This is a genomic window from Tissierella creatinophila DSM 6911 (genome assembly GCF_001940565.1).
Lineage (GTDB): Bacteria > Bacillota > Clostridia > Tissierellales > Tissierellaceae > Tissierella_A > Tissierella_A creatinophila.
On record NZ_LTDM01000053.1, the window covers coordinates 53,407 to 77,695 of the forward strand.

At 30.4% G+C, this 24,289-nt stretch carries 21 protein-coding genes; 3 read left to right on the forward strand and 18 right to left on the reverse strand.

What is annotated here, in order from left to right; all coding sequences use genetic code 11:
- Nucleotides 1–51 precede the first annotated feature (51 nt).
- The 10 genes from TICRE_RS10290 to TICRE_RS10325 form a co-directional block, all read right to left on the reverse strand.
- Nucleotides 52–1,815 carry a hypothetical protein gene (locus TICRE_RS10290; RefSeq protein WP_075727769.1) on the reverse strand — a complete coding sequence of 588 codons (1,764 nt, stop codon included), beginning with the start codon at nucleotides 1,813–1,815 and terminating at the stop codon, nucleotides 52–54.
- Between the two features lie 121 nt (nucleotides 1,816–1,936).
- The gene (locus tag TICRE_RS10295; protein WP_075727771.1) at nucleotides 1,937–2,482 is read right to left on the reverse strand and encodes a super-infection exclusion protein B; all 546 of its coding nucleotides are present in this window, start codon (nucleotides 2,480–2,482) and stop codon (nucleotides 1,937–1,939) included.
- A 280-nt stretch (nucleotides 2,483–2,762) separates the two neighbouring features.
- A complete protein-coding gene (locus TICRE_RS10300) occupies nucleotides 2,763–5,780 on the reverse strand; it encodes a metallophosphoesterase (RefSeq protein WP_075727773.1) in 3,018 nt (1,005 codons plus the stop codon).
- Nucleotides 5,781–5,902: 122 nt separating this feature from the next.
- Complete coding sequence (locus TICRE_RS13790) at nucleotides 5,903–6,034, reverse strand: hypothetical protein (protein ID WP_269843999.1); 132 nt, start codon at nucleotides 6,032–6,034, stop codon at nucleotides 5,903–5,905.
- Complete coding sequence (locus TICRE_RS10305; protein ID WP_233120194.1) at nucleotides 6,035–7,687, reverse strand: recombinase family protein; 1,653 nt, start codon at nucleotides 7,685–7,687, stop codon at nucleotides 6,035–6,037.
- A gap of 20 nt (nucleotides 7,688–7,707) precedes the next feature.
- Nucleotides 7,708–8,613 carry a recombinase family protein gene (locus TICRE_RS10310; RefSeq protein WP_075727777.1) on the reverse strand — a complete coding sequence of 302 codons (906 nt, stop codon included), beginning with the start codon at nucleotides 8,611–8,613 and terminating at the stop codon, nucleotides 7,708–7,710.
- 10 nt (nucleotides 8,614–8,623) lie between these two features.
- Nucleotides 8,624–10,222, reverse strand: a complete 1,599-nt coding sequence (locus TICRE_RS10315; protein WP_075727779.1) for a recombinase family protein — start codon at nucleotides 10,220–10,222, stop codon at nucleotides 8,624–8,626.
- A gap of 81 nt (nucleotides 10,223–10,303) precedes the next feature.
- The gene (locus tag TICRE_RS13500) at nucleotides 10,304–10,465 is read right to left on the reverse strand and encodes an SHOCT domain-containing protein (RefSeq protein WP_198927546.1); all 162 of its coding nucleotides are present in this window, start codon (nucleotides 10,463–10,465) and stop codon (nucleotides 10,304–10,306) included.
- A gap of 626 nt (nucleotides 10,466–11,091) precedes the next feature.
- Nucleotides 11,092–11,556: a sigma factor-like helix-turn-helix DNA-binding protein gene (locus TICRE_RS10320; RefSeq protein ID WP_075727781.1), complete on the reverse strand. Its 465-nt coding sequence runs from the start codon at nucleotides 11,554–11,556 to the stop codon at nucleotides 11,092–11,094.
- Between the two features lie 347 nt (nucleotides 11,557–11,903).
- Nucleotides 11,904–12,464: a hypothetical protein gene (locus TICRE_RS10325; RefSeq protein WP_075727783.1), complete on the reverse strand. Its 561-nt coding sequence runs from the start codon at nucleotides 12,462–12,464 to the stop codon at nucleotides 11,904–11,906.
- A 208-nt stretch (nucleotides 12,465–12,672) separates the two neighbouring features.
- On the opposite strand from TICRE_RS10325, the gene TICRE_RS10330 reads away from it, so the two are divergent.
- Both TICRE_RS10330 and TICRE_RS10335 read left to right on the forward strand, forming a co-directional pair.
- Nucleotides 12,673–13,086: a helix-turn-helix domain-containing protein gene (locus TICRE_RS10330; RefSeq protein ID WP_075727785.1), complete on the forward strand. Its 414-nt coding sequence runs from the start codon at nucleotides 12,673–12,675 to the stop codon at nucleotides 13,084–13,086.
- Between the two features lie 67 nt (nucleotides 13,087–13,153).
- The gene (locus TICRE_RS10335) at nucleotides 13,154–13,681 is read left to right on the forward strand and encodes an ImmA/IrrE family metallo-endopeptidase (protein WP_198927547.1); all 528 of its coding nucleotides are present in this window, start codon (nucleotides 13,154–13,156) and stop codon (nucleotides 13,679–13,681) included.
- A gap of 61 nt (nucleotides 13,682–13,742) precedes the next feature.
- On the opposite strand, the gene TICRE_RS10340 is transcribed toward TICRE_RS10335, so the two are convergent.
- From TICRE_RS10340 to TICRE_RS10350, 3 genes are read right to left on the reverse strand one after another with little or no spacing between them, the layout of a single operon-like run.
- Nucleotides 13,743–14,444: a hypothetical protein gene (locus TICRE_RS10340; RefSeq protein ID WP_075727787.1), complete on the reverse strand. Its 702-nt coding sequence runs from the start codon at nucleotides 14,442–14,444 to the stop codon at nucleotides 13,743–13,745.
- The gene (locus TICRE_RS10345; RefSeq protein WP_075727789.1) at nucleotides 14,434–15,318 is read right to left on the reverse strand and encodes an ImmA/IrrE family metallo-endopeptidase; all 885 of its coding nucleotides are present in this window, start codon (nucleotides 15,316–15,318) and stop codon (nucleotides 14,434–14,436) included. The genes TICRE_RS10340 and TICRE_RS10345 overlap by 11 nt, the downstream gene beginning before the upstream one ends.
- The gene (locus TICRE_RS10350; protein ID WP_075727791.1) at nucleotides 15,296–15,661 is read right to left on the reverse strand and encodes a helix-turn-helix domain-containing protein; all 366 of its coding nucleotides are present in this window, start codon (nucleotides 15,659–15,661) and stop codon (nucleotides 15,296–15,298) included. Before TICRE_RS10350 ends, TICRE_RS10345 begins: the two co-directional genes overlap by 23 nt.
- 190 nt (nucleotides 15,662–15,851) lie before the next feature.
- On the opposite strand from TICRE_RS10350, the gene TICRE_RS10355 reads away from it, so the two are divergent.
- The gene (locus TICRE_RS10355) at nucleotides 15,852–16,439 is read left to right on the forward strand and encodes a restriction endonuclease subunit S (RefSeq protein WP_269844001.1); all 588 of its coding nucleotides are present in this window, start codon (nucleotides 15,852–15,854) and stop codon (nucleotides 16,437–16,439) included.
- Here the strand turns inward: TICRE_RS10355 and TICRE_RS10360 are convergent.
- Genes TICRE_RS10360 through TICRE_RS10380 form a run of 5 tightly spaced genes read right to left on the reverse strand, consistent with a single transcriptional unit; the run spans nucleotide 16,379 to nucleotide 24,212 of the window.
- On the reverse strand, nucleotides 16,379–17,302 hold the full coding sequence (locus tag TICRE_RS10360; protein WP_075727793.1) for a site-specific integrase: 924 nt from the start codon (nucleotides 17,300–17,302) through the stop codon (nucleotides 16,379–16,381). The two genes, TICRE_RS10355 and TICRE_RS10360, sit on opposite strands and share 61 nt — an antisense overlap.
- A 28-nt stretch (nucleotides 17,303–17,330) precedes the next feature.
- On the reverse strand, nucleotides 17,331–17,873 hold the full coding sequence (locus TICRE_RS10365) for a restriction endonuclease subunit S (protein ID WP_198927557.1): 543 nt from the start codon (nucleotides 17,871–17,873) through the stop codon (nucleotides 17,331–17,333).
- Between the two features lie 34 nt (nucleotides 17,874–17,907).
- Complete coding sequence (locus tag TICRE_RS10370) at nucleotides 17,908–20,994, reverse strand: type I restriction endonuclease subunit R (RefSeq protein ID WP_075727797.1); 3,087 nt, start codon at nucleotides 20,992–20,994, stop codon at nucleotides 17,908–17,910.
- An 18-nt stretch (nucleotides 20,995–21,012) separates the two neighbouring features.
- Complete coding sequence (locus TICRE_RS10375) at nucleotides 21,013–21,639, reverse strand: restriction endonuclease subunit S (protein ID WP_075727799.1); 627 nt, start codon at nucleotides 21,637–21,639, stop codon at nucleotides 21,013–21,015.
- On the reverse strand, nucleotides 21,636–24,212 hold the full coding sequence (locus tag TICRE_RS10380) for a type I restriction-modification system subunit M (RefSeq protein WP_075727801.1): 2,577 nt from the start codon (nucleotides 24,210–24,212) through the stop codon (nucleotides 21,636–21,638). The genes TICRE_RS10375 and TICRE_RS10380 overlap by 4 nt, the downstream gene beginning before the upstream one ends.
- Nucleotides 24,213–24,289 lie beyond the last annotated feature (77 nt).

Consider the following 24,289-nt stretch of genomic DNA (forward strand, 5'->3'; position numbering starts at 1 on the left):
AATAGGTAATTATAACTTCAGGTTAGATTACTTCTTTTATATTTAGTATCGTCATTGTGATTCAAAATAATCCAGGCAATTATCACAAAAAACAGGTTCTTCTTCATTGGAATTGCCTTCAAATAAGCATTCGCAGCGACTACAAATTGCAATTTCATTCATTTCACCACAATTTAAGCACTGTCCAAATATTCCATAGTTTTCATCAACGCAAATATAATCTTCACCACATTCCCAACAAGGTATCTCAGCTAATGGATTTTGTCCGCCATCTTTTATTATTGAAAACATTTCTGAATCGATACATTCACGCATATTTTCAAAATGTGTTTCAATAAAATCCATAAGTCCTTCTGTCAACTCATCCACATCTGATATATAAAATTCATCTTGTCTTTCGGGCATATAATTTCCCTGATATGAGTTAAAGGATACTTCACCATTTATATATCTTATTTGTTTAGAATAAGATTCTTTGCCCAGTTGAACTAAAATATTTATAGAACTTTCATCACCCTGCGACTCAGTTATAGATTCAATTGAATAGCTTACAATAGCGATTTCATCATTAATCTTATATTTGACTTCAAAAAGAATACCTATGTCAGAAGAAGAAATAATATTTTGGTAATCACTAATTTCAATATCATTGCGGAACCTTAAATTAGCTTGAAATTCCGAATGAAAATTGTATAAATATTCATCAAATAAGTCCAAAATTTCTTCTGAACTGCGTATTTCAACACCAGCTTCCGAGACCATTATTTCATGAAGTGCTGCTTCTTGTTCTTGTCTTTCCATTTCCAACTGTTCAGAAATTATTCCACGCTGCTCAGAAGAAATAATATGTTCAGAAACCTTTTTCAATCCAAATTTCAATTCTTCTTCGACTGTATGAATAGAACTTAAAATAGTCGTATATGCGGCGCGGTCAATTAGCTTGTTGTGAACAACATGATTTCGATTTAATTCAAATTCTTTCAAATTCTCAATAAAACTATTAGAAAGATATTTTGAAAATTGATCTGTCCATAAATCTTTTGTAGTATGCATTTGTTCAGACAGTATTTTCTTTAGTTTTTCAAGTTTAATCTCAGAATGTCCATTCAATAACTGACTAACCTCATTATTAAATATAGGTTTCCACTTTTTTTCTTGTAACATGAAAATAGAGATTAGATCACCTATATCAATGGACATCAAGCGTTCATCGACGTTTGCAAACCCAGGAACAACAGATTTATATCCCCTTAGCCGTGAACGGTGCTTGTCTCGTATATAGGCTGGAACATAAACATTCCACCATTCAATGCCATATTCTTTAATCATTACCTCATTTATCAATTGACGCGCAAGATTTTCGACACGATATATAGATGGATAAAGTTCAATTGATAGCATTTCAGAATCTTTATCCATAAGCCAAACAATTTTTTCCCAATCAGATTTTATAATTTTTTTAATGAAAAGCTTTAACTGTTCTAAATAATTATCATTTATCCCTAGCTTGTAGTCATTAGAATATATTGTAATTTGAAGCTGATTTGACGAATTAAATGTTCCAAATTCAAACTCTAATTTCCAATGAGTATCATGACCATCCTTTGAGTAAATAAAATTAATTATAAAAATATTCTCTTCAATAGACATAATTGGTGAACTGCTGGCAAAATCTAAACTTGATTGATTTGTTACTAGTTGAGTTATTAACTTTTTATCAAGCAAGTTATTTATAATATTTTTTGTATAAGCAAACCAATCATTATCCCCTGATTGAGTATTGTTTACTACTAAAAAGTCAACTAATGCTGTCATTTAAACACCCCCATGAATATTATAAGTACTATTAAAAATCTAATTTATTATTTTAAATATTGTAATTATACCAGCCAATCAACCTCATATCTAAGCTATCTCCAAGTTAATCTATCAAAAATTACATAAGCTTATACGTAAATGAATCTGTCAAAATCTCAATATTTCCTGCATTTAAGTTTTTATTTAAGAATTCAAGTGCATAAGGTTGTAAATTATACGCAAACGAATAACCCCATTCACTTATAGTTGATGCTCTATATAAAATAAATTTACTCTCCAAAGCTGCCTTTCTACCATCACTAAATTCAATCATTGCTGTACTTCTAAACCTATTATTATTTGAATCATAATATTTCTCAATAAGTAATGCCATCTCATCAAGAGACATTGATCCTTTCATGTACTTAATTGCAGTCTTCTTAGCATTATAAAATTTACTCCAGATTATGTTTTTAATCCAACAAAATATTATAAACAAATAATATGAACCTATAATAATAATAGAAAGGCTTATATAAGTCTGATATGATAGTCTGATTTCCTCAATTTGTATTTTTATTGCCCATTCAATGGGCATAAACGTTATAATTAATGCTGTTATAAATACTATTGCAAACAGTTCTTTCAACTTTAATCTTTCAATAATTGTTTTAATAACGCCCATATTTCACCCCTAATTCACAATGATTTCATACTAATTATTGGACACCTTTTTTTTAGATTTAATATATAGAGGAGCTTTTTTTGTATCCTAAGATATATACTACATCCAATATAAATAATTAATACTAGTTTTATATTTATACGGTATAGCATAGTTAATAGTAACATATACTAAAATAAGATAAATACCCAAGCATTGTGGAAAACTAAGAACTCACTTTACTAGTTCGGTCATAATCTGTAAAGTGAAAATGACCAATCAAGCCAATGTAATGAGGTATTTATCTTGCTTTTTTCTTGCTTTGAAAAGATGATAATAATATTTGTTTCTTGGATGATTCAGGAAAACCTTCTAATAATTTAGAACGCTGACTATGATTTAATGCATCCCTAGTCATTATGTGTTTTCTTGCAACAAGTTGTACAAGCTGCTTTAAAAACAAGTCTCCAGAATTATCCATCAACCTTTTAAAGTTTTCTATAAATCCATCCGTTGTGTCTCCATTTTCTATCATCATTAAATTCATAATTAAATAATTTGAATTATCCATTTCAAATTCATTTAACAGTCCAAGTGTTTTTCTATCAGAACCATTAAACGCAATATTATCATATAGACTCAGGCACAATGCAATAGAAAAAGAAACAAAAAACTTTTCAATTTTTTCTTTTTCTATATCAGGTGAACCTTCCATAACATCCAATAAGCCTTTAATTTCCTCAATTATTTGATCATAATTATCATCATATTTCTTTAAAATGGCATATAATATTTTATTTGGAATTTTATAAATACAATCAATAATTTCAGTTTTTTCAGTAGAATTTAAAATACTGAATTGACTAACAAGAGATTTGGAAATAATCTCCATGTATTTAATGGCTCTATTTATATTATTTGGAAACCTTTCTATTTCACTTTCATCATAATCGTAAATACTTACATATCTTATCTCTTCTTCTTGCTTTTGAAGATGCCTCTCTCGCTCAGTTGCATGTTCTTTATAGACCTTTCTATCAGTACTGTTAGGTGCCGATATGTTATCTAGCTGAGCTTTTTTAAGAAAACTAATGTTAGATTTATCAAAGTTTAATTCTTCAAAAGGGTCAAGAATCTTGTTCACCTGTTTACAAAGGTTTAATACCATTTTTGTGTTACTTCTTAAATAAGACAGAAATAGTAAGATTGTATCATTAATTCCAAAACAAATGTTATTTAATATATAATGCAATTCTTCTATATCAGGACCATTCCGTTCTATTAGTTTATTTATCTTTTTTGCTATGAAATAAGATAATAAATTTCTATTAGAAAACTCATAATTTAGACTTCCACTGGAACTTTGAATAATTTTAGATTTTAACGAGGACTCCATAAATCTTTGAATATCAATTTTAATAGCATAATCTTTACAATATTGATTTATTATTTCTTCAATCTTTGTTGAAGAGATATTTTCAGTTTTATTGAAGTGCATATAAAACGCTATTTCTTCAAGTGAAATCATAAAATCTTCCACTTCACTTTTATGTGAATTTTTTATGATTGAATTTCTAATATTGGTCTCAAATATTAAGTTAAATACACCCTCTCCTCTTCTTTCCTGTGCATGTTGCCCTAAAAAGAACTTTATGTATTGTATTATGAAGTCAGGAGTAAGGTTAAATAATCCAAATTTTTTCAAAACAAAAGCATCAACTACCCTTATCAGATTATCGATATCATCCCTACAAATTTCAGGAGAATTTAATTCACAGACTTTTATTATTAGCTCTTCTCTTTTATCCTTATAAAAATCTGAGATAATATAGTTTTCTATATCAGATTCATATTTCAAAGCATTCTTTACAGGCTCTATTAAATTAACATCAAATATTTCATTACTTGATAGTATTACATATCCAACATTATTAACAAGATACTCTAATAACTTATCTCGGCTCCCAATATGGTTTATACTATTAAAGTCATCAACAAAAACTATTTTTTTATCCCTATCCAATTGTTCATATCTGTTAAAATCTACTGATTCTTCACTATATTGTTCTTCAAATAAATCCCTAAGTAATTTATTGATTTTCTTGGATTTATAATCATCACTTCCTAAATATAGTGGTGTAAAGCCCCTCCCTAACGATGCCTTATAGAGATACTTTAAAAGTGCTGATTTTCCACTACTGTTTCTTCCAGTAATATTAATACATTTAATTTCAGACAAAACACTAAAAAAGCCTTCCTCATCTAAAATCTTTTTCTTAATTTCAGATTGGGCCTTGTATTTAGTGTTTAATTCTGGAAAAACAAAATAATCAGTAACATCATCTGCTAAATTCTGATTATCTGCATAAAATTGTTCTATAAAATCATCATTAGGTTCAAACTCATTATTTTTCTTTTTAATTTTATGAGGACCAAACAAATCTTCTTTAATAAATATACTCTCTTTCTTATTCCATTTAAAAATGGTATTTTCAATGGTAAAATCAGTAGAATCAAATATCATTGCAGAAAAAGTACTTTCATGGGTAAATCTACCACTATACTCTCCACCTTTAGAAATAATTGTTCCATTTTTATTATTTTCTATTTGTTGAACTCCCTTGGCTATATGCTCATGTCCTTGAAAAACAACTTCTGAATTTTTAAGTAAAGTATCTTCTAAATTATTTTTAGTATCCCATCTAAACCATTCTGTACTATGATGCATAACAGTGATAGCTAAATCCACAGTTTCCTTCTTTAATAATGAGTACAGTTTATCTTCTGGAAAATAATGAAGCTCTTTATTATCCATTTTTTTAGTTGAAAAAGGGGCAGTATTAATAAGATTAGCCTGAATAGTAAAATTACCAAATTGGATTATTTTTACATCACATGATCTATTATGTTTAAAACAATTTTTAGAATTAGCATAATCCCAAAAATTTTTCATTAAGGCATGGTCTTTTTCAAGCTCATCATCAATATTTTTACCGTTTTTAAATAGTTCAATAATATCTTCGGAAGTACGACTACTTGTCCCATAACTAATATCATGATTGCCAGGTACAATTAATAATTTGATATATTTATCAAGTTTTTTACCCAGTTTCGATAAAATTGTACCTATAAATCCTCGCACAACTTTATATTCATTTATAGCTCCTGAATATGCTAAATCACCTGAAGCTACTAGTATACATTCATCAATGTCGCCAAGCGAATTAAGAGAATTAATCATTTGCTCAAGTTTATGATTATTTAAATCTGAACCGTCTTTGCAATGTATATCCGTTAAATGTAAAAATAAAATTTTCATATGACTAGATTTCAACTCCCTATAAATATTAATGACTATGGTTTGAAATAGCCATACTTCAATTTTATATCATACTCTATCTTTTCTCAACCTAAAAACCCATTATCCTCCAAATATATAGATTATTCTGTCGACTTATTTCTACAAAATATGCCAACATCAAAACCCTCAGTCTTATCTAAGAACTTTAATCTTGGTATATTATGACCATTGGAGCAGTAACTTTTCTTTAATTCGTTACTACTCTTTATCATTTAGTCATAGTAGTCCACCATCTGTTCCATCACTATTCCTGATTCAAATTGTATCTCTAGTCTTTCCCTTCGATTGACTCTAATAGTATTAATTAATCTTCTTACTAGGTCTTCATCAAATTCCCTTACCTGGGGTCTTACTGTCTTTATGGTGCTTTCCATTTCATCTAGTCGTTCTTCATATCTTTCAGCTTGTTTTTTCTCTTGTACGAGCCTTAATTTTTCCTCTTTAAGCTGATTTATCTCTTCTGATATCCTTTTATACTCATCATCAAAGTCTTCTGCTACAGCTCCTAGCTTTGCATTTTCTTCTATTAGTTCTAGCATCTCTTTTTGAAGTAATTCTATATCTTTATCATATTCTGTAGGTATTTCTTTTATTGAATATCCACCAATTACCCTTATAACATTCTCTCTAAATGCTCCTATAAAATCTCCTGTATCTTCTACAACACTGTTTATGGCTTTCATTATAGCATCATGTAATAATTCTTCTTTAAGGGTTGGTGAGTGTTTACAGTTTGATTTCGTTCCATTCTTTAGTCTGTTTTCACATCTCCATACTGCATATTTTTGTCCATATTTTGACCATACTTGTCTTCTATAGGGATGTCCACATTCCTCACATATTAAGATTTCAGTTAATGCGTATTTTGAACTGTATTTACTTCTTTCTTTTTTTATTTTATTAGTCTTTCTTGTAACTGCTGATTTATTAAGACTGGATCTTCTAGCTCTCTCTTCCTGTGCTTTATAAAATAATTCCTTTGGTATAATTGCTTCATGATTATCTTCTATATAATATTGAGGTACTATACCATCATTCTTTACTCTTTTTTTAGTTAGGAAATCTACTGTATAGGTTTTCTGTAGTAGGGCATCCCCCATGTATTTTTCGTTTACTAACATTCTACTTATTACACTAGTATTCCACTTATCCTTTCCAGTAACTGTCTTTATTTTATCTTCTTCCAAAGATCTTGTTATCTGCACTAGACTACTTCCTTCTAGGTACATTCTAAATATCCTTCTTACTATTTCTGCTTCTTCTGGTTCTATAGCTAGATTTCCTTTGTCATCCTTAGTGTAGCCCATAAACTTTTTATGATTTACTGATATTATTCCATTTTCAAATCTTCTAGTAATTCCCCATTTAGTATTTTCACTTAAGTTTCTACTTTCTTCTTGTGCCTGGCTGCTTAGTATGGTTATTAGTAGTTCTCCTGAGCCATCTAGGGTGTTTATATTTTCCTTCTCGAATAATATTGCTATATTCTTATCTTTTAACTTCCTTATTGTTTGGAGAGAGTCTACAGTATTTCTAGCAAATCTGCTGACTGATTTTGTTAAAACCATATCTATTTTCCCTGCCATACAGTCATCAATCATAGCATTAAAATCATCTCTCTTTTTAGTATTAGTTGCTGACTTACCATCATCTGCATATATACCAGCACTTTTCCAGTTTAAATTATCTTGTATCTTTTCCGTGTAGTAAGCTACTTGGGCTTCATAGCTACCTTCTTGTGCTTCTAGGGTAGTACTTACTCTACAGTAGGCAGCCACTCTTAGTTCCTTATGTTCAGGCCTTATTCTACTATCATGAATAATCTTTGGTGGTATAATTGCTACATTTTTCTTTACTGCTCTCAAAATTCTTCCTCCTTTCCACTTTATTTATATTCCTCTTCCATGGTAATTCCATTTATCAATTTTACTTCTATCTTTCCATCTTTATATATGATCATTTTCTTTATAATCCTTTTAAATAAATCTTCATCAAATTCTATTAGTTTCTCTTTATCTCTTAATCCTTCTTTTATCTTTTTAGTGTTATAATCGTAATCATCTATTTTAGAAATATCATAATAAGCCTTTGCTCTTTGAAATACTAGACTTGCTAATTCTTTAGATGAGTACATTCCCTTCTCTTCTAATTCTTTAATTCTTTCTTCTATAACTCTAATCTCCATATTAAATTTAGGAGTTTTTTCTTTTTTTCCCCTATCCAGCATCCACATTCTTGATAGCAGGGTATTGGTTCCTGATATAAACATATCTTCTATATCCTCTTGGTCTAGGATTAAGCTTTTACATTTCATTTTCCTCTGATAAGAATGATTATTGCATTTCCATTTAACTTCTTCTTCAGGTTTACCTCCATTAGTGATGTACTGACGATAATATTCTCCACAATCTCCACATATTAATTTATCTATAAATATGCTTTCCTTTTTTCTGTTATTAATTTTATGAGTCCTAGAATATTGCTTACCCCTTAATTTTCTTTGTCTTTGTACTGCTTGGAAGGTTTCTTCATCTATAATTTGTGCGTATATTTCATCTCCCAAGTATTTAGTATTTTCTAATATTCTTCCAATAGATCCATGATTCCAGCTAGGTTTATTATTTGCATTAGGAAATCCCTTATCCGTTAAATCCTCAGCTATTTTCCGTATAGATGACCCCTTCATATAAACATTAAATATCTCTTTTATTACTTCTGATTTCTTAATATCTATTTCTATCTTTCCATTTGCTAGGATATAGCCTAGTGGCATATGTCTTTGCCTTTGCATATTTTCCACCTCACTTTCCTACATATTCTGTCAGCTCTAATGTATTAATAAGTCTGAAGGTAATCTCCTTATTTTTACCTATAATTATTTTATCTACTATATGGATAAATAGATTTTCATTGTAGTCTTCTATAATTTCTGGATTGTTTTCTATAATATCCAGTATCATTAAAGTACCTTCAATTTCCTTTTCAAATCCATTGTTATCTAGCATTTGATTTCTCTTTTTCTTAGTAGCTGTTATTTCTATATTAAGAGCATTTTGTCTCTCTATAAAAATAGCAGGGTCTATATACCCTTTCGAAACTACTCTACTTAGGACAAGACCCTGCTCTGTTAATTCCATTATTCTATTGTTTAAGTCTTTAATTTCGTCTTCCTGGACCTCATCTATCCTTAAGTTTCTTAAAGACTCTAGAAGTGGTACTAATATTTCCTTATAATTACTTATTAGCTTGTTCCACATTGTAATAAAGGCCTCTCTTATTACATCTTCTTTTATCGCCTTCATACTGCATTTACTAACATCCCTTATATGTTGAATGCATGACCATTGGACTGTTTCATAGGATTTCCCTATATAAATCTTTTGTCTTCTAAATGTTCCTCCACATTCACTGCAGATAATATTACTAGAAAATTCATATTTATTTAAATTCTTTCCACTGTCATCTATCCCTATCTGATTTCTTCTATATTCAAAGATTTCACCAACCAGCTTTGCTTCTTCTTTTGTAATAATAGGTTCATGATTATCCTCAATAAAATACCGAGCTTTTTCCCCCTGATTCCTTTTTCTTTGGAAGGGAAGTACCTCGGTTGTATATGTCTTTTGTAATAATAGATTTCCTTCATAAATGGGATTTTGTAAAATATCTTTTACTGCAGTATCTGTCCATTCATTTGCTGATCTTATGGTTGGAATATTGTCATGATTTAAACCCTTGGCAATTAGATATGATCCTTTACCATTTAGGTATTCTTTAAAAATTCTTCGAACTACCTTAGCCTCATCCACTTTTATGATTAATTCCCCATATTCATCATTAATATATCCATAGGCTGGTGTACTAATTTTAAATGTACCTTTTGCGAATTGATCTCTAAATGCCCATTTAATATTTGTAGATATGCTTTCTGATTCACCTTGTGCTAAGGAACTTAATATGGTTAATAGCATTTCACTCTTTTCAGATAAGGTATTAATATTTTCTTTTTCAAAATATACTCCAATTCCTAGTAGCTTTAACTTTCTTATTACTTCTATACTGTCCACCGTGTTCCTTGCAAACCTTGTTACTGATTTGGTAATTATCATATCAATCTTACCAGCTTCACAGTCTTTTATCATTTGAGTAAATTCATCTCTTCTTTTTATCTGTGTACCACTTTTAGCTTCATCTGAATATATTCCAACATATTCCCAGTCATCCCTTTTCCCTATAAATCCCTTGTAATATTCAACTTGTGCATGAAAGGATCCTTGCTGATCTATGGAATCTGTACTTACCCTTGCATAGGCACATACTCTTTTCTTTGGCTGCAATTCTAATATTACCCTTTGTCTTACAGGCTCTATTTTCCTTACTTTCTTTACTTTGTTTTTCATAGGTTTTACCTCCTTTCTCCATATATTTACCTCTTGTTAGCAACATACACTACCACAAGCTTTCATCAATATCTAGTCTTATTACACATATACTTCCGACAATTCTGGAGAAAAACTCTGATGATTTAATTCATCTATTTTTGCAAATTCTTCTTCATTTATAATCCCTCTATTTAATAGTATATTAAGTAGTTTTAAAGACATTTTATATTCTATTTCATTCAGTGTTTGCTCTTTGGTCATGACTTTTTCCTCCATTCTATGTAATTTATATTTTTAAATAATTTAAATATCTTAATATCACAAAAATAGAGACCACCTTATTTGTAAAAAACATATTACTTTGTCTTAAATAGGTGATCTCCATTGCTTCTAATATTAAAATTATTAGATTTTAAAAGTTTGTGTTGCATTTAGACACTACTATCCCCAACACAGAAAGCCTTGTAAAAGGCTTATAGGGCGATTTTATAAACTGAAGCTGGTTATTCTTCATCATAGGCATTTCACCTCCACCGGGATCTCCGCTGGCTGCCCCCATTGGGATATCTGTGGCTAGGCAGAAGTATCATTATAGGCTGATAAGATTATGGCGAACAATCTACCATGGATTGTTTTTAGGAACAGATGGGGACCGCTCTTCACCTTAAAAGGCCGACTTTTATATAAAAGTATATTTTATACAGGTGGTCTTGGCGCATCTTCCTTTGTCGCTTTTCCGTCTCTGGCTTATCAGTTAAAGTATTTATAAAATCGGATATTTAGTTTTCAATGTTCATATCTTTCTTGTTTTAAAATAAAAAACAGAGAAGAGAAATATATCCCTTCATCTGTTTCCACATTTGAACCCCATTTTACGAAGTCTAAATTTAAAACTTTTTTAAATTATTTTCTAGTTTCTTTTTTCCAATGTCTAAACTGTACTGAACTGCACGTATAGAACAGTTTTCCATTTTTGCAATTTCTTTTAGTGAAAATCCGTAATCATAATATAAAAGCAATCTTTTTCTTTGAACATCAGGTAATTCCCCTATAGCCTGCCAGAATAATTTCTTCATTTCCTTTTCCAATATAAGTTCTTCTATTCCTTTTGGCCTTTTAAAGGATCTTTTAATTAATGTTTCATCTGTAAGCTCTGAGTGTTCTAAATTTCTTTCATCTAAACGTGTAAGATTTCTATCTGTTTTATTTAATTCAAATAAAGCAGAATAAATATCTTCATTAATTTCTAATCTTTGAAACTCTCCATATCCATCTGTAAATGAGACAAAGTACTTGTCCTTATTTTTCCCTGTAATTATTTCTAAACTATAATCATTCATAAAATTTGCCATTTCCATTCCTCCAATTTTTTTTTTTTGTTTTTAGAAAAAAATTAGAGTCATGGATATCTGGCTATATAAGTTTCCCAACGTTTCATACTGCCCTCCTAATTTTGGGCAATAAAAAAGCCGAGAATAACATAATCGTTATTCTCGGCTCTTTTATATGCCGTATTATTGGAAAAGGGCATAAATATAGCCCTGGCAAATTTTTATGTGCCAAGGCTTATTAATTCTTATTTAATTTATGCCATACTCTTCCATAATACTTAGTATAGGCTAGTCCATATCCAAAGTCAGTACGGAGTTAGTATGTATTTAGTATGCAATTAGTCCACAGTTTGTCCACAGTTTGTCCACTAGTAAAAGAAATCATTTATTGGTAATACCTCTTCAATGTCACCTTCAAATATTTGTCCGAATCTTGGTAGTGCATATCCCCATAATGCTATTCCAAATAGTTTTACTGCCTCTTTTTTCTTTAAATAATAATTAGATCTTTCCATACCTAATGCTTCAAGCATTTCTCCTTCTACCATAGGATAAGCTGTTACATAAGATTTGGACAAAATCTCATGATAGAGTTTCCCATTATCATGATACTCATATACCTTTAACATTGCTGTATCTATTAAATCTATCATCCATTTAGTCTCGAATATCCCTGATATCTTATCCATAAAATCTTCTTTTCTTTCTGTTGGTGCAAAATCATTTAAATAAGTAAGTGCTACAGCTAAATCATTACTATAATATGATTCACATACTTCTCTAACATTATCTACTTCCTTCAAAGATGCCCATACCACATCCCTATAAATTGTTAGTAACAATTTTGTCTTCCTAAAGACTTGTTCTTCATTAAGCTGCATGTTTTCATACATCCTTGAAATATTTTTCATCATCCTAGTTTTTCTCATTATCCCTTCCCCCTATAACAAATTCCATTGCAATTGGCCTTATCTGCATACTATATATTTCTTGACAGGATATGCAATATGAAGTAAGATATATGCAAGTAAGTTGCGTTGTATAAATTATATGCAATCAAGTTGCTTTTGTCAATATATAAAACAAATGTTTATGCAATTATATTGCATATTCAAAATCTTATTAAGGAGGATGACTATGAAATTCGGTGAAAAACTCCGTGACCTTCGCCAAGAAAGCGGATTAACCCAAGCTGAATTAGCTGAAAAGGCAGGTATCTCTTTAAGAACTATTTCTTATTATGAGAGTGGTACCACCTATCCTAAAAATAGAAATGTATATAAAACTCTTGCCGATATATTAAATGTGGATGCAAATTATCTAAGAAATGAAGGCAATGAATTTATAACATTGGCTAAACAAAAGTATGGTTATCGTGGTGCAAAACAAGCAGAAGAAATTGTAGCAGAAGTTACAGGCTTATTTGCTGGTGGTGAATTATCGGAAGAAGACAAAGATGAAGTTATGCAAGCACTACAACAGGCTTATTGGGATGCAAAGGAAGAAAATAAAAAGTACACTCCTATTAAATATAAAAAAGACAGCGATTAATATTAATCAATGGGTAATCATTTAGTAGAACAAACAAGGAGTAGGCTTCTTTTTGGGAGGTGCTATTTTGGTTGACTCTTATGAAATATTTAATAAAGCGAATAGTATAATAAAGAAATTAGGAACTAGGGATCCTTTTGTCATTGCAGATGAACTTGGTATTAAAGTTTATTTTAATGAATTTAAGGATTTATTAGGTATGTACAGAATTATCCTAAGACAAAGATCCGTTTTCTTAAATAGTAATCTTGATCATCACTGGCGACAAATGGTTTTGGCTCATGAAATTGGTCATGATATATATCATAGACATTTAGGGGAAAGTGGACTTAAGGAATTTACACTTTTTAAGTCTATAAATAATACAGAGTATACTGCAAATACCTTCGCTGCACATCTCCTTTTGGATAATGATTCAGTTCTTGAATATGCAAAGGAAGGCTTTGATCCATCCCAAATTGCCAGTATATTAAATACGGAAACTAATCTTGTGCTTATTAAAATTTGTGAAATGAATAGAATGGGATATGACTTCAAGATTCCGTTCCAACCTGAAAAGAACTTTTTACGGAATATAAAAGTAACAAACTCCTAGAAAATATAATATTTTCTAGGAGTTTGTCTTTTAAATATATATATTTAAATTAACTTCTAATTTAATTAACATAGTCCTCATATAGGATATTCATTTGATTAATGAATTCTCCCCATTCTGGGTTTGTCCTCTTTTCAAATTCAGTTAAATAGTACTGATACTTATACAACATTCTCAGCCGTTTTTTATCTCCCTTATTATTTATATATAAATAATAAATAAGTTCAAACATATGAATGGCATTAACATTATCAAGTCCCGTAGACCATTCTTCTGCTTTTTCTATTAGCTTGAGTGCATTATTATCATGAGCTGCAAAATAAAGAAGACCTTTTACTGCAATATAAGAAAGGCTTTTTACTTCACCACGATCATCCTTATTGTCTATTTCTGGATCATAGTTTGTATAGGGATAAATCTTTGCTTCAATCGTATTTCTAAGAAAGCTTTCAACTTCTGTAAGATTCCTATCAAAATGAATAATAATTTTAGGTGGAATTTCCTCTCTTAATTTCTTAATATATTCTTTTAATTCCAGACTAACAAGTTCTTGTTGAACAGCTTCATGGATTGCAAGATTTGGAAATGTAGTAAAAATCGGATCAAGCCAAGTTTCTCTGTAAAGTGGAAAACTAAAACTGCTCTTTGCATATCTACTTCGGTCAGGAGGTATTAAAAAATTTGCATCTAATGTTATTATCTGTTCAGAATTATTAAAAATGCTTATTAATGATGAATTTGGATTCATTAAATTAATCCTCATCTAGATTTCCTCCAGAAAAGAAATCTTCGAATTCCTCTAAGTCTTCATCAGAAACTGTAATCTTGTATCCAAAATCATCAGGGGTCTTATCAAACAAATCTAATACTTCAGCAAATTTATCTTCATCAATTAAACCATCCTCAAAATTTCTTATGATAATTTCGATATCCTTAGCAGATGTTCCTATTTTATTAGTCTTTTTATTTAATTTACTATATACTTCACTATTAAAAGCAATCCCTATTTTTGCATGCTCACTCTCTAAGTTTCTTACATCAATATCATAAAACCTATTATATTGTTCTTTTGATATTGCACTAATTTCACTTAATCTTTTAACTATGGACCTATAGGGAAGCCACCAAGAGCATTGAAGTCTTACCATAAATCTCATAAGGGTTTTGTCTGAAGTTTTTTCTAGTTTTGATGTTTTAAATTCATTTATTATAATACTTTTTAAAGCTATCTCTGGAAATAAAAACTCTGCTGCAAATCGATTAGCTTTAGCTTCAAGTAAATTATTATCTATGTCATTTAATCTACTTATGTGGGATCCTGTTTTTGTAAAGTAATGATATAATTCATGTGCAATGGCAAATACTTGTTTATCAAAATAGTCTGCAGTATTTAACCCTATAAAAGTTAATTCTTTATTATCTTCTTCTGAGTACATGATTGCAGCAGAAAAATCTGGACTATCACCTTTGGAATATATGGGATATTCCAATAGGATAATATCCAGTTTTTCTAATATTGTAACTATATCATTAGCAATTGGTACTTCACTAGCAATACCTAAATATTCACGTTTATCTTTTGCCAACTTTCTAATCTCTTCTATTTGAACCTCGTTAAGCATTATTAATGGATTCATTTTCAAATTTTCTCCTTAGCATTATTTGTTGCCTTAATGATATCATCATTTTGAAAAGCTTATCTACACCCTCTTCTTCAGCTTCATTTAATGCCTCAGACCTAAGTGCAACGAATGAATTAGTTTTTTCTCTATCAGTAAACATTTCTATTATGTCAAATTCTAGGACTTTTCCTAATTCTTCAAGTTGTACAATTGAAGGCATAAAATCTTCTCGCTCAATTCTACCTATCATTATTCTATTTATACCAGTTAAGTTACCAAGTTCTTCTTTGGTATACCCTTTTTCTTCTCTTAGTTTTGTTACAGTTTCAGCTAATTTTTTAACGGATAATGTTCTCATAACTTAAACCTCCTTTATAGCTATTAAATATCATATCCTTCTACTATTATGATATTCTAAATAACAAACTTTGTCAATATAGTTTTTACGTTAATATTATGTAATAAATAATAACATAAACTTAGTTAATAATCAATAATATGTTTCCCGTTCTAATGTTTAATAAACTATGATATAATAATTTAAAATCATATTTTATAATTATTTTAATGACTATTGGGAACAGCGTAAGTTGGGAGATTTGGGTTCAGTTGCTATGAATAAGAGAATTTTTAAAGACCAAACATCTGAATTAGGAGATATTCCATTTTATAAAATTGGAACATTCGGTGGCAAACCAGATGCCTATATTCCACGTGGATTGTTTGAAGAATATAAGGCGAAATATCCATATCCAGAGGTTGGTGATATATTGATTTCTGCTTCTGGAAGTATAGGTCGAACAGTTGAACATACTGGGAAGGATGAGTACTTTCAAGATTCTAATATAGTATGGTTAAAGCATGATAATAAGTTGAATAATTTATTTCTGAAGCAATTTTATATGATTGTAGAATGGGAAGGATTAGAGGGAAGTACAATTAAACGGCTATACAATAAGAATATTCTAAGGACTCAAATATTTGTACCTTCATTAGCAGAGCAACAGAGAATTGGAATATTTTTTAAAGACCTGGACAACCTTATCACCCTTCATCAGCGTATGTTTTCTATTTTTTATACTAGTTGTGATATCGACCTTATAATTAAATCTGTATCTTGGTTCTCCAATTCATGAATAATATGCAAATAAGTTTTCTGGGTTGTTGTCATACTTGAGTGTCCTAACCTACGTGCAACACTAGCCATTGAAACCCCAGCGAACAAAAGTAAAGAAGCATGAGTATGTCTTAGTCCATGGATTGAAATTATTGGTATTCCTAATTCTTTACAATGCCTAGCAAGTTTATTATTTATAGTAGAATTATACACCTTACCATTAATAAAAATAGGTTCATTTTCATTGAAACCTTTAACTAACCTAACAAATTGGCTTGTTGTTTGCCAGTCAATTTGTATTTTTCTTATTGATGATTTATTCTTCGTTGGTAAAAATCCTCCATGCCCCTTATAATCCCATGTTTTATTTACAGAAACAGTTTGATAAGAAAAATCAAAGTCATTTGGAGTTAAGCCTAAAGCTTCAGAAAATCTCATCCCAGTCTTTGCAAGCAATAAAATTAACCAATCCCAATTAATTTCATCTGATAAATTTAAATTCTTGATTAATGTATTTAATTCAAATTGATTTAAAAACTTAGGTTTCTTTTCTTTTGGTGGTTTACCCTTTATAATTGCTTTTCTTGTAGGATCCCTATCTATAAATCCATCATCAACAGCATCTAGTATAGCCCCTTTTAATTGATGATGAAAATCCATAGTTGTTTGTTTTTCATGAGATAAGGCATATTCATTTAATAATTGCTGGTATGCTGTTCTATTTAATTCATAAACCTTGAGTGTTGGTAGTAATTCTTTAACCCACTTCAATGTCATCCTATATTTTCTCATCGTAATTTCTCTGACTGCACCCTCTTTATACATTTCTATCCATTGTTCGTAATATAAAAAAAATAATTCATCCTTTTTTATTATCCTCATTAATTTCCCCTCCCAATTTTACTAGAAATTACATACGCTGATGAAGGGTGATAAGATCGTCGAGGTTGGAAAAGAAGGTTCCAATTTGATTTTGTTCTGCAATAGACGGAATTGCTATCTCCATTTTATTTATTTGCCAAAGTGAAAGTGAAGGCTGTGCACCAATGGTAGTTTCACTTGCTATATACGACTTGCTACATGGAGTTTTAAAAGCATTCATGGCAAAATATGGATTTATTTCTTTCAAACGTATAATCGAAATTTGCTGATTTGTATTGGCTGGCAGATCTTTTGCTTTTACCAATCCTACACGTCCAAGCGTTCCCACAATAGAAAACAATACATCATTATACTTTAACTGCGATCGCTTCAAGAATCCTTCGTGCTCTTCAAGACTAGTATTAGAAGTATTGGTCAAATTTCCAGATTCTTTATCTATGCTTTCTGTTTTAATATAATTTACGGGTCCTACCCAATTTTTATCAATTGGCGTCGTTCCTTTAGTAATAGTTTCTGTAATATCATCAAGCTTACGCTGTTCCCAATAGAAAATAGAAATGGTACTGTATATACAGTACCATTTCTATTTTCTATTATTATTTTATTCAATTATATTTTTTCTTAATTTCTATAATCCATTCAGGTAAGGCTTTATTTAATAAATTCATCCTATGCTCTAACTCATTTCCAGCTTCTTGATTCGTGGCTATGTTAAAATCAACGCTTTCTGATAATTCATCAATGTAAGGCACACCCTCATCCCTAACTATAGAAAAATTATCTACTGATTTAGATAAGAGTGATTCATCTATGCCCCAATATTGTGCAAATCCTTTTATTTCTCTTTCTACTCTTTCTTGCTTCCATTTATCAAATGATTCATCAAAACTTAAATTACTTGATAAGTTTCCTGGAAGTAATTCCACTTCTACAAATTCTTTCAGTAGTTTTGCCTGTTCATCCTCACCCATATCACTTAGTTCTTGAATTTCCTCATAGATTAATCTTAAAGTTTCACTGTCTACAGTTTGAACTCCTTTATCAGTTTTTACCCTGGAACCAATTAAACTCAAAATATGATTTGCATCTATTACTTGCGTTCCCGATAATTTTATTCCTCCTATTAAAGGAATTATGGGTTCATCTTCTGGTGGATCAACAATTTTAAATATCAAGTTTTTATAGGCACCTACATATTTTAGCCATCCATGTTCATCTATACCAAATCCTTCATTGTCCCATTTATATTCATAATACTGCATAACTAATCTTAACTGATCATTTGCATCCATAAAGGATAAGATGAATAATTCTTCTACTTCACTATCCATTTGTAATTCCTGCCATTTCGTAGGGTCTTCTAGAACTTTTAGCATTTCCAAAACTTTAATAGAGAACTTTTCTACTGCAGTCTTATAATCTTCAACTATAGCCCTACTACTTTTACCTCCACTTCCATATAGTTTTAGGGCAATATTCACACGCTCTTCAGTAATCTTAGGATATTGAAAATTAATAATAGATCCAAATTCTTTGTTTTTTCCATATATACGGTTAGTGCGTGAATAGGCTTGAATTAAATTTTGTAATCTTAAATCCCTATCTATATATAATGTATTTAAGAATCTAGAATCATATCCTGTTAGTAGTTGTTCTGCAACAATTATAAGGTCTATATTCTTTTTATTACGACCGCTTCCACCACGAGTACCCCTAGAAACTATATCTTCAAAATACGCTTCTTCCCCTCTTCTTCTGTCACCACTAATAAACTCTATACCAGTAAATTTTGCATAATCTTTAAACATAAGCTCAATTATTTCAGGTGGAATATTATTTATATCATTTTCATTTCCAAAAGAAAATGTCATGGCTATGTTTATTTTATTATCTTGTCCATTTAGTTGCCTTTTAAATTCATCGTAATACGCTAGAACCCGCGATCTTTCAGCAACTGTTAAAATTGCATTAAAGTGTCTTTCTTGTGATTGTTCTTCCCAATTTAAAAGTATTTCTTCTACAACTCTTGGGATATGTGTTTCATCTTGGTAAACAAGGATTTTTCTCTTTTTAGCTTCCTTCTCAACTTCAAGATCATTCCACCCACGCACTAAATGATCTATTTCTCGAATTGTCATTTCTGGTTTTTCTTCTTGTACTTTATCCTTTACTTGGTCTCGCAAATCCTCGTAATGTAAGAATTCTCCTGTATTAATATAATCTACATGAAACCCTAATACATTTCCATCTCCAATTGCCTGATTTATTGTATATTTATGGAGTTCTGGTCCAAATAGTTTTTCTGTAGTATCTATAACTTCAGATTTTTCATTAATCATTCCTGTCACTTCATTTTCATCAAATAAAGGTGTCCCTGTATAGCCATAAAATAAGCTATTTTTCTTAAAATAGGACCTAATATTTACCATCATTTCACCCATAGTTGTTCTATGAGCTTCATCTATTATAAAAATCAATCTTTTTTTAGCAAGCCCATAGTCCTGTGCTTCCAATAGATTCTTTACTAGATTACTTAATTTATAAGTAGTAGTAACTATTATTCCTTTTTTAACAGATAAAAGTTGTTTTCTTAAATGATAAGTATGTTTTGTATCATCAACTGTTACAGGCTCATATGATGCATAAGCTTTAAAATTTTCACTGGTTTTTTTATCTAGCTCTTTTCTATCTACTAAAAATATAACTTTATCGAATCCACCACGGGTGGATAAAAATAAGGCAGTTTTAAAACTTGTAATAGTTTTCCCTGAACCAGTAGTATGCCAAACATATCCACCATGGGGTATTTTATCTTCATTATCCCAACCAAATGCAGCACCTTCTACAGCCTGTAATGCATAAACCTGATATGGTCGCATAATCATATGCCTTCTATTTTCCTCTTCTTCTGCCTCATCTATGATCAGATAATCACCCACTAACTGATGTGCCATGGGTATCATTAAAAGGTGGGCTACTATTTCTTGCCAGCTATTTATAGGTTTATTGTGTTTGTCTGCCCACCCAAATACAAAGCTCAAATTAAAATCATTAATGGACTTTGGAGTTGCAAAATATCTTGTTGCTACCTCCGAAGTAATGACCATCATTTGAGAAAAGACCATAAAACTATTTACATACTCTCCATCTCGATAATACCTTTTAAACTGTCCAAAGGCTTCATCTAAGGTTTTATCTGCACGCTTTTGCTCAATATTGATTAAAGGTAAACCATTAATTAAAAGTACAATATCAAACCTGTTTCCCTTATCTGTAGAAATTTCTCTAGCTATTTTATAACTTGAATCTCCACCTCTTACTTCAGCTTTTTTAAAGATGGTAAGGGTGATTTGTTTTCTTGTGATTCTAGGATTATTATCTCTATATATTCCATCAATTTTTCCCGTAGAACCTTCCATAGCAAGTATCTTTGCAGCCTCAAAACTATTGTCTATTTGACTTACCTTTGCCATGACCTGTGCAAATTCACTATCAGTTAGTTCTATTCCTTCCAATTGGTCCGCATTAATACGATTAAGTTCTGATCTCCAATGATTGATTAGATCATTTACTGTTACTTTTTGCTTATTCCCATCTAATTCATCTGGAGCTATCCATCTATATTTTTCTAGTTCTTTGGTAAATCTTTCTTGGAAGTTTCTTTCAGTTGAAGTTTTATCATAGTTTCCCACAAAATACCTCCTTTCTATCTAGATAAACATTTCATTTAAATAGGCTTTTTTAATATTCTTTAATTTTTCTAGTTTACGCTGATGAAGGGTGATAAGATCGTCGAGGTTGGAAAAGAAGGTTCCAATTTGATTTTGTTCTGCAATAGACGGAATTGCTATCTCCATTTTATTTATTTGCCAAAGTGAAAGTGAAGGCTGTGCACCAATGGTAGTTTCACTTGCTATATACGACTTGCTACATGGAGTTTTAAAAGCATTCATGGCAAAATATGGATTTATTTCTTTCAAACGTATAATCGAAATTTGCTGATTTGTATTGGCTGGCAGATCTTTTGCTTTTACCAATCCTACACGTCCAAGCGTTCCCACAATAGAAAACAATACATCATTATACTTTAACTGCGATCGCTTCAAGAATCCTTCGTGCTCTTCAAGACTAGTATTAGAGGTATTGGTCAAATTTCCAGATTCTTTATCTATGCTTTCTGTTTTAATATAATTTACGGGTCCTACCCAATTTTTATCAATTGGCGTCGTTCCTTTAGTAATAGTTTCTGTAATATCATCAAGCTTACGCTGTTCCCAAGCTTCACTATTTTCAAATTCATTAAACCTTCTTTTAGGTACTAATTTGTCTTCTTTCATATTGTCACCAACTCAGATAGAAAAGCTTCAAAGCTAGAATTTAGCTCATTATATTCTTCTTCTAAATTATCTAATGTGGATTTATATCTGTCATCTAGCATCTTTAATATTTCTAGCTCATCCTTTAATGGTTTTTCAATTAAGTTAATCATGGCTTCCACTAACCCACCAAACCATTTTTCGTAAACTAGAGAATTTATTTCTTCTTCTGTTAATATTAAAATACGTTCTTGTATCAATTCTTTCAGTTCTTTTTCTTTTTCTCGTACTTCTCTATTAATTCTTGTTCTATTTGACATTAATTTTTCTATTTTTTTCAATAGTTTAAATTCGTCAGTGTCTTTTTTGTATTCTTCTTGTTCGTCTTTAATAGCTTTTGCAGTAAAGGAATTCCCCGCTTCTCCTTCTTTGTTTTTTGTTAAACATTCATATAATATTTCATTTTCTTCAGAGCCTTCTACTTTTGCTGATTCAATTAATTCATCTAATTCTATTTCAATTTCCGATACTTCTAATTTCAAATTTTCAATATGTGAAGCTTCTAAATTAAATAATTGTCTAACGATAATCTCATCTGGAATAAGACTACTTATCCATCCATCTTGTTCTTCCCTTTTAGTTTTCCCTGATCCTTTGGTAATCATATTGGGTTCTCTTGTGCGAGCTGCTGTATAAAAATTACTTAGAGATATTATTTCCAAATCTTTTGTCAAAGAATTTTTCCATATTTCAGCAACATTTTGATATCCATCATAAATATTTACAAATTCAAAATTAGATAGGATTTCCTTGATATCCAATAACATCTCTTCCATGATTTCTTTAATATTAGATTGTTTATCAACTTTTATTAAAGTATTCCAATATTCATTAATATATATATTTGTTTTTTCTTTAACATCCTTAGATTTTGAAATTACTTGTTCGCTTTCTATTATTTCATCCGTCAATTTGCTAATTTCTTTATTCAGCTCAAAATATCCAGTACGTTTCTGAATTACACTATTTGCTAATACATCTGGAACAATGGTATTAAGTATTTTTAAGTTTTTGATATCCTTTTCAGGTATTCCACCTAATAAATGTCCATCTACATCATGAGCTATTTCATCACTTTTACTTGTAATATATCTTGGAATGTTCATATTATAGTCATTTTCTAGAATATCTCCCCTATAAACTAATGAACTATATCCTTCTTCTTTGTTTCTTTCTAAGTAAGTATCTACTATTTTGGCAATATGTTTTTCCTGTAATACATTTTGTTTTCCTACTTTTATAAATTCTTGAGATGCATCAATAACAAGTACTGGATCGTCTAATTTTCTATTTTTCTTTAATATTAGAACTACTACAGGTATACCAGTGTTAGTAAATAAATTACTAGGTAACCCTATTATAGTATCAATATAATTCTTATCTATTAATCTTTTACGAATTTCTCCTTCTGCTCCACCACGGAATAATATTCCATGTGGTAGAACTATTGCCATAGTTCCACTTTGTCTAAGATGAAATAATCCATGTAAAAGAAAAGCAAAGTCACCTTTTGAATCTGGAGGCAGTACCCCTGCTACTTCAAAACGTGGGTCACTTATTTTTAAATCTGATCGATTCCAGTTTTTAAAAGAATATGGCGGATTCATAACTACTGCATCAAATTGTACTCCTTCATTAGGTTTTTCTGGATCTTCAGGCCAGTCGTGAGAAAGAGTGTCCCCATTTCTTATGGTCATTTTTTCTGGTCTGACTCCATGAAGCAATAAATTCATACGAGTTAGATTATAAGTGGCAGTGTTTTTTTCTTGCCCATAATAATTAAGATTTCTTTGCTGGTCATACTTTAAATGCTTTCCTACAGTTAGTAGTAAAGACCCTGATCCTACAGTCGGGTCATATATTGATTCAATATTAGAAGATTTAGCAACAATTTGTGCCATAACTTCACTAACTTGATATGGTGTATAAAATTCCCCAGCCTTTTTACCAGATTCCATTGCAAATTGGCCAATTAAATATTCATATGCATCTCCTAAAATATCTCCTTTTTGGAGAGTAACCATATTTAAATCTGCAAAAAGCATGATTAAGGCTTGTATGTTTTTACTTCGTTCATTTAAATTGCTTCCCAGTGCTGTATCTGTTAAATCTATTGTAGAGCTTGAAAACAAGCCCTTAAAATCATTAGATCCCGTTTCAATAGATATGCTTCTCTCAAAACTATGTAAACTATCGGTAACCTTTTGAACTTCGAAATCTCCTGAATTTATATCCTTTACCCATACTTGATACAAGTATTCTGGTGCCACACAATAGCCCAGAACAAGTTGTATTGTTTGTTCTAACCTGTCTCCATATTTTTCTCTAGCTTTTTTATATTCTTCTACTGCTTCTTCATCTTTTATATCTTTCATTCCTGCTGATATTCTAAACTCATCCAAGGTTTTATCACTTAAAAACTTATAAAACATTAATCCTAGCATATAGTCCTTATATCTACTTGCATCCATCGAACCTCTAAGTTCATTGGCTCCATCCCACAAACGTCTTTTTATCTCTTCCGATGTAATCATAATAACACCAACCTTTATATATTTCTAATTTATCTAACATTTAGCTTATACAGAGTAATTGTTCAATTTCATTTAAT

Coding starts and splice junctions, on each gene's coding strand:
- TICRE_RS10295 (WP_075727771.1), bottom strand. CDS start 2,482: ATGGGCGTTATTAAAACAATTATTGAAAGATTAAAGTTGAAAGAACTG.
- TICRE_RS10350 (WP_075727791.1), bottom strand. CDS start 15,661: ATGAGAACATTATCCGTTAAAAAATTAGCTGAAACTGTAACAAAACTA.
- TICRE_RS10290 (WP_075727769.1), bottom strand. CDS start 1,815: ATGACAGCATTAGTTGACTTTTTAGTAGTAAACAATACTCAATCAGGG.
- TICRE_RS13500 (WP_198927546.1), bottom strand. CDS start 10,465: ATGACCAAAGAGCAAACACTGAATGAAATAGAATATAAAATGTCTTTA.
- TICRE_RS10340 (WP_075727787.1), bottom strand. CDS start 14,444: ATGAGGATTAATTTAATGAATCCAAATTCATCATTAATAAGCATTTTT.
- TICRE_RS10300 (WP_075727773.1), bottom strand. CDS start 5,780: ATGAAAATTTTATTTTTACATTTAACGGATATACATTGCAAAGACGGT.
- TICRE_RS10375 (WP_075727799.1), bottom strand. CDS start 21,639: ATGAAAGAAGACAAATTAGTACCTAAAAGAAGGTTTAATGAATTTGAA.
- TICRE_RS10330 (WP_075727785.1), top strand. CDS start 12,673: ATGAAATTCGGTGAAAAACTCCGTGACCTTCGCCAAGAAAGCGGATTA.
- TICRE_RS10310 (WP_075727777.1), bottom strand. CDS start 8,613: ATGCAAAGGCAAAGACATATGCCACTAGGCTATATCCTAGCAAATGGA.
- TICRE_RS10380 (WP_075727801.1), bottom strand. CDS start 24,212: ATGATTACATCGGAAGAGATAAAAAGACGTTTGTGGGATGGAGCCAAT.
- TICRE_RS13790 (WP_269843999.1), bottom strand. CDS start 6,034: ATGATAAAGAGTAGTAACGAATTAAAGAAAAGTTACTGCTCCAATGGT.
- TICRE_RS10325 (WP_075727783.1), bottom strand. CDS start 12,464: ATGAGAAAAACTAGGATGATGAAAAATATTTCAAGGATGTATGAAAAC.
- TICRE_RS10345 (WP_075727789.1), bottom strand. CDS start 15,318: ATGAATCCATTAATAATGCTTAACGAGGTTCAAATAGAAGAGATTAGA.
- TICRE_RS10315 (WP_075727779.1), bottom strand. CDS start 10,222: ATGAAAAACAAAGTAAAGAAAGTAAGGAAAATAGAGCCTGTAAGACAA.
- TICRE_RS10320 (WP_075727781.1), bottom strand. CDS start 11,556: ATGGCAAATTTTATGAATGATTATAGTTTAGAAATAATTACAGGGAAA.
- TICRE_RS10360 (WP_075727793.1), bottom strand. CDS start 17,302: ATGAGGATAATAAAAAAGGATGAATTATTTTTTTTATATTACGAACAA.